This window comes from Streptomyces boncukensis (assembly GCF_011045075.1).
GTDB lineage: Bacteria > Actinomycetota > Actinomycetes > Streptomycetales > Streptomycetaceae > Streptomyces > Streptomyces boncukensis.
In genome coordinates, this window is the sequence record NZ_JAAKZZ010000544.1 from 1 (window position 1) to 4,575 (window position 4,575).

Sequence of the window (4,575 nt, forward strand, 5' to 3'; positions counted from 1 at the left end):
GGCGGGGCGGGCTCCGGAGCCGGACGCGGAAGCGGTCGGCCGCCGGGGCCGGAGCGGGAGCGGCGGATTCCGTTCCCCACCGTGGACGAGATCACCCGGCACTGTCTGACCGACGACGAGCCGGAGACGGTCCACGTCGAGATCCATCTGCCCGGCAGGCCGGAACCCGACCGGCTGCGGGCCGCGTTCGCCGAGGCGATGCGCCGCCATCCGCGCATCCTCGTCCGCCAGTCCCCCGCACGCTGGTGGCGGCTGCGGTACGAGTGGGTGCAGACCGGCGAGCCGGACCGCGACCCGGTGTCGTATCCCGGCGGCACGCTGGAGGAGGCCAGGCGCCGGGCGCTCGACACCTGTCCGCGGCTGGACGCGTCCCCGCCGTTCCGGGTGGAGGCCGTCGCGCACGAGGGGCGCTGGGTGCTGCTCGTCACCATCAACCACACCGCGCTGGACGGTCCCGCCTGTCTCCGGGTGATCGCCACGGCGGCCGAGCTGTACGGGGGCGCGGACAACTCGCCCGCGCCCCCGCCCGTACGGAAACCGGAACGGTCGGACAGCGGTGGTCCCGGGCTGCCGCAGGCCGAGCCCTCGACGTCCGCGTGGACGCGCCCCGCGCGGGTCGCCGCCGACACCCTGCACCCGGGCGCGCCCGGCAACGGCATGCTCGTCTCCGATCTGCCGGTGCCCGCGCGCCCGCCCCGCGGACCGGACGGGACCAGCCCGTACACCGTCAACGACCAACTGCTGGTGGCCACCTGGGTCACCGTGGCGCGCTGGAACCGGCTGCACGAACAGCCCCGGCGCCCGGTGCGCATCACCATGCCGGTCGACGACCGTCCGCGCACCGCCGACATGCCCATCGGCAACGGCACCCGCCTGGTCGAGGTCACCTTCGGCACGGAGGAGCGCGAGCTGCACGACACGCTGACGGCGTCCGGCGCCCCGGACCGCGCCGCCATCACGCGGATGCTGCGCGCGACCGCGGCCCGCACCCGCGCCCTGAAAGCCGTCAGCAGGCCGCAGCTCGGCTTCAGCGGCGACCTGCTGACCGCTCCGGTGCTCCCCGTCGGACTGCGCGCGGTGGGCGTGCGCGCCCTGCGCGACGCCGCGGGACCCTGGGCCTCCAGCACGCTGCTGTCGAACATCGGGCGGGTGCCCTATCCGCTGGACTTCGGCGACGCGGGCCGCGCCGAGGCGGTGTGGTTCTCGGCGCCGAGCCGGATGCCGCGCGGGCTGTCGGTGACGACCGTCTCCACGGGCGGGCGGCTCCAGCTGGCGCTCCGCTGGTCGCACGCCCGGCTGGACGACGCAGCGGGCGCCCGGCTGGGCGCGCTGTTCGCACGCGCCCTGGCCGACACGGCGTACACACCGGACGAGCAGGAGGGCGAGGGCCCATGACCGGGAGCACCGACACACCCGCGGCCCGCGCGGACGGCCACCGGCCCGGCGGTCGGTCCGGCGGTCGGCCCGGCAGTCTCCAGCGGCTCTACGAGGACCCGGCCACGCCCGTCGCCTCGGGCGCCGACCGCTCGCGCCGCCAGGCGGCCATCCTGGCGCGCGCGCTGGGCAGCGCTCCCGGCACCGTGCTGGACATCGGCTGCGGCGACGGCTCCGCGGCCGCCACCGCCTCCCGGCTGCTGCGCCGGCACCACATCGTCGGTGTCGACTGGTCGCAGGACGCGCTGCGCCGCGCCGCCTCCCGGCTGACCGCCGTACGGGGCGAACTGTCCGAGCCCGGCCTGCCGTTCCGCACGGACTCGGCGGACGCCGTGCTCTTCTCCGAGGTGATCGAGCACCTGGTGGACCCGGACGCGGCGCTGGACGAGCTGCACCGCGTGCTGCGCCCCGGCGGCCATCTGCTGCTGTCCACCCCGAACCTCGCCGCCTGGTACAACCGCGCGCTGCTGCTCGTCGGCACCCAGCCGGTCTTCTCGGAGGTGTCGCTGCGCGGCATCCACGGCCGCCCCGGCTCCCAAGTGGTGGGGCATCTGCGGCTGTTCACCGCGCGCGCCCTGCGCTCCATGCTGCCCGCCGCGGGCTTCGAGGTCGTCCGTATCACCGGCGCCCCGTACCACGATGTGCCGCGCCCGTTCCGGCCGCTGGACCGGGCCGCCTGCCGGACGCCCTCGCTGGCGTCCATCCTGCTCGTCCATGCGCGCGCCGTGGCCCGTCCGCCGGAGGGACCTGGGGAAGGGCCCGAGGATGGCCCCCGCTGATGCTGTGGGGCGTCGCGGCGGCGCTGGTGGCCAACCTGCTGTTCAGCGCGGGCTTCGTCATCGAGAAGCGGGCGCTGTCGTCGCTGCCGCCGCTGTCGGCGGGGCGCCCCGCGCTGGTCGTGCTGCACCTGCTGCGCAGCCCGCTGTGGATCGTCGGGGCCGCCTCGCTGCTCCTCGGCTTCGCCGCGCAGCTCGCGGTGTACCGCACCCTCCCGCTGATCGCGGCCCAGGGGCTGTTCGTCACCGGGCTGGTGATGCTGCTGCTGCTCTCCGCGCTCTTCCTCGGCGAACAGGCCAGCGGGCGGGAGCGGCAGGGCATGGTGGCGATCCTGGGCGCGCTGGTGATGATCGTCTTCTCGCTGCACAACAGCTCGGAGACGATCGGCAGGGGCGCCCCGCTGCCGCTGCTGCTCGGGCTCTGCGTGCCGTCCCTGGCGCTCGGCGTCGGCCTGTTCCTCGCCGCCGAGCGCCGCTCGCGGCGCCGCCACCGGCTGCCGACGGCGGGCGTCTCGTACGGCGTCGCGGTCGGGTTTCTGTACGGCGTCAGCTCGCTCGCCATCAAGGGCGTCGCCGGGCTGCTCGACTTCGACGACCCGTCCGGCACCCTCGCCTCGGTGCTGACGTCGCCGTACCCGTACATCCTGCTGTTCACCGGGTCCAGCGGGCTGGTCCTGTCGCAGACCGCGCTCCAGCGCTGCCGCGCCTCGCTGATCGTCCCGGTGTGCACCACCGTCAACTTCCTGTACGCCACGGTGAGCGGTTCGGTCGCCTTCGACGAGCCGCTGCCGGACGCGCCGCTCCGGCTCGGCCTGCGGCTGGGCGGAGCCGCACTCGCCATCTGCGTGCTGGTATCCCTGCCGCGCCACGAACCGGACGCGGCTGCCCACGGGAACCCGGACGCCCCGGACGAGGCCCCGCAGAAGGCCCTGGAGAAGGCCCCCGAGAAGGACCCGGACGCGCTGCCGGGGTCCCCGTCGCGCGAGCTCCCGGCCCTCCCTGCGGCGGGCCGCCCGCTGTCCGCGACACTGCCCCCCGTCCCGCCCGAGAAAGGCACCGACGATGCCCCGCATCTCCGCTGACGACCCGCTGCTCAAGATCCTCGCCTGCCCTCTCGACAAGGGCCCGCTGACGCTCCTGCAGCCCGAGGAGGCGCTCTACAACCCCCGGCTGCGGCGGCGCTACCCGATCGTGGACGGCATCCCGCAGCTGCTCCCCTCCTCCGGCGAGCAGGTCTCCGAAGAGGAGCACCGGCAGTTCCTGGGGCGCGACGCGGACCCGGGGGACCGCGCGTCATGACCCTCGCCTCCCGCGTCGGCCCGCATCTGCCGTCCGCGGCGCTGCGGTGGGCCACGGACCTGCTGTACCCGCGCTTCGAGCCCGAGCTGGGCCGGCTCGCGGACTTCTGCCCGCGCGGCGGTACGGCCGTGGACGTCGGCGGCTGGTACGGGCCCTGGACCCGCCGGCTGGCACAGCGTGCCGACCGCGTGGTGACGATCGAGCCGGTGCCGCACCTCGTGCGCCGGCTGCGCGCGACCGTGCCGCCCAACGTGGAGGTCCTGCAGGCCGCCGCCAGCGACCGCGCGGGCACGGCCACGCTCTGGCTCACCGCGGACGGCGGGGGCGACCGGGGCGTGTCCTCGCTGGTCCGCCGGGAGGTGCACGGCACCTCGCTGGACGTCCCGTGCGTGCGGCTGGACGAGCTGGACCTGCGCGACGTCGGCCTGCTGAAGATCGATGTGGACGGCAGCGAGCCGGCCGTACTGCATGGCGCGGAGGCGACGGTCAAGCGGGAGCAGCCCGCCCTCTTCGTCGAGCTGGAGCTGCGGATCCAGCCGCTGGAGCCGGTGCTGGCGCTGCTGGACTCGCTCGGCTACGCGGGGTGGGTGCTGCCCGCGCGGGACTGGGTGCCGCTGGCGGACTTCGATCTGGCCGGACACCAGCGCCGTACGGCGCATGTCGCCGAGCACGGGCTGGTGCGGCGTTCGCTGGGGCCGCGACGGCGCCGCTATGTGAACTCGGTGCTGTTCCTGCCGGGGGACCGCCGCCCCGGCTGACCCTCCCTGAGCGTGTTGCGCAGGGGGTGCCCCGGTGCGTACGTCGCAGACTGCGGGTACGTGGTCAGCCGGTCGCGCAGTTCCCCGCGCCCTTCGGGGCGCTCAGGCCGTCTTTCGGGGCTTGGTGGCCTTCTTCGCGGTGGTCTTCTTGGCGGTGGTCTTCTTGGCGGTGACCTTTTTGGCGGTACTCTTCTTCGCCGTGCTCTTCTTCGCGGGGCGGTCCGAGAGCTCGTGCACGGTCGCCTGACCGGAACGCTCCCCCCGCGCCTCCTCCACACTCCGCTCCAGCACGGCCATGAGGTCCACCC

The 4,575-nt window shown here is 75.1% G+C and carries 5 protein-coding genes and 1 pseudogene; 5 read left to right on the forward strand and 1 reads right to left on the reverse strand.

Annotated features, from left to right (window positions below):
• Positions 1-66 precede the first annotated feature (66 nt).
• Genes G5C65_RS31570 through G5C65_RS31590 form a run of 5 tightly spaced genes read left to right on the forward strand, consistent with a single transcriptional unit; the run spans position 67 to position 4,267 of the window.
• A complete protein-coding gene (locus tag G5C65_RS31570; RefSeq protein ID WP_165302473.1) occupies positions 67-1,395 on the forward strand; it encodes a condensation protein in 1,329 nt (442 codons plus the stop codon).
• On the forward strand, positions 1,392-2,213 hold the full coding sequence (locus tag G5C65_RS31575) for a class I SAM-dependent methyltransferase (RefSeq protein ID WP_165302470.1): 822 nt from the start codon (positions 1,392-1,394) through the stop codon (positions 2,211-2,213). Before G5C65_RS31570 ends, G5C65_RS31575 begins: the two co-directional genes overlap by 4 nt.
• Entirely contained in the window at positions 2,213-3,292 is a 1,080-nt protein-coding gene (locus G5C65_RS31580) for a DMT family transporter (protein ID WP_165302471.1), read from the forward strand. Before G5C65_RS31575 ends, G5C65_RS31580 begins: the two co-directional genes overlap by 1 nt.
• Entirely contained in the window at positions 3,282-3,509 is a 228-nt protein-coding gene (locus tag G5C65_RS31585; RefSeq protein WP_165302474.1) for a Trm112 family protein, read from the forward strand. Before G5C65_RS31580 ends, G5C65_RS31585 begins: the two co-directional genes overlap by 11 nt.
• Complete coding sequence (locus G5C65_RS31590; RefSeq protein ID WP_165302472.1) at positions 3,506-4,267, forward strand: FkbM family methyltransferase; 762 nt, start codon at positions 3,506-3,508, stop codon at positions 4,265-4,267. The genes G5C65_RS31585 and G5C65_RS31590 overlap by 4 nt, the downstream gene beginning before the upstream one ends.
• A 102-nt stretch (positions 4,268-4,369) precedes the next feature.
• Here the strand turns inward: G5C65_RS31590 and G5C65_RS31595 are convergent.
• A pseudogene (locus G5C65_RS31595) lies at positions 4,370-4,575 on the reverse strand (non-homologous end joining protein Ku); the annotation flags it as partial.

Coding starts and splice junctions, on each gene's coding strand:
- G5C65_RS31580 (WP_165302471.1), top strand. CDS start 2,213: ATGCTGTGGGGCGTCGCGGCGGCGCTGGTGGCCAACCTGCTGTTCAGC.
- G5C65_RS31590 (WP_165302472.1), top strand. CDS start 3,506: ATGACCCTCGCCTCCCGCGTCGGCCCGCATCTGCCGTCCGCGGCGCTG.
- G5C65_RS31575 (WP_165302470.1), top strand. CDS start 1,392: ATGACCGGGAGCACCGACACACCCGCGGCCCGCGCGGACGGCCACCGG.